Origin of the sequence: Staphylococcus microti, from assembly GCF_000934465.1 — a bacterium.
Classification (GTDB): Bacteria; Bacillota; Bacilli; order Staphylococcales; family Staphylococcaceae; genus Staphylococcus; species Staphylococcus microti.
Genome location: NZ_JXWY01000165.1, coordinates 1 through 426 on the forward strand (window position 1 = coordinate 1; position 426 = coordinate 426).

1 protein-coding gene is annotated in these 426 nt (G+C 32.4%); it reads left to right on the plus strand.

What is annotated here, in order from left to right:
* Positions 1-426 (plus strand): RNA-guided endonuclease TnpB family protein (locus TP70_RS11135; RefSeq protein ID WP_044361669.1); only part of this gene is annotated, 426 nt, incomplete at both ends.

Sequence of the window (426 nt, forward strand, 5' to 3'; positions counted from 1 at the left end):
ACTTTTTTCGTGATAAATCTGTCGGATTTCCTCGGTTCAAAAGTAAGAAAAACCCTGTTCAGAGTTATACAACGAATAATCAAAATGGGACAGTTGCTTTGATTGATGATAAATTTGTCAAAGTTCCTAAATTAAAATCCTTAATCAGAATTAAACTTCACAGACAGCCAAAAGGGATTATTAAGTCAGCAACAATTTCACGTCATGCTAGCGGTAAATATTATATTTCTTTGTTATGTAAAGAAGAGATAAATGAATTGCCTAAATCTAATTCTGCAATTGGTATTGACTTGGGTATTACGAATTTTGCGATTCTTTCTGATGGTCAAAAAATTGATAATCATAAATTCACGGCTAAAATGGAAAAGAAACTCAGACGTGAGCAACGTAAGTTGTCAAAGCGTGCTTTGTTAGCTAAAAAGAAAG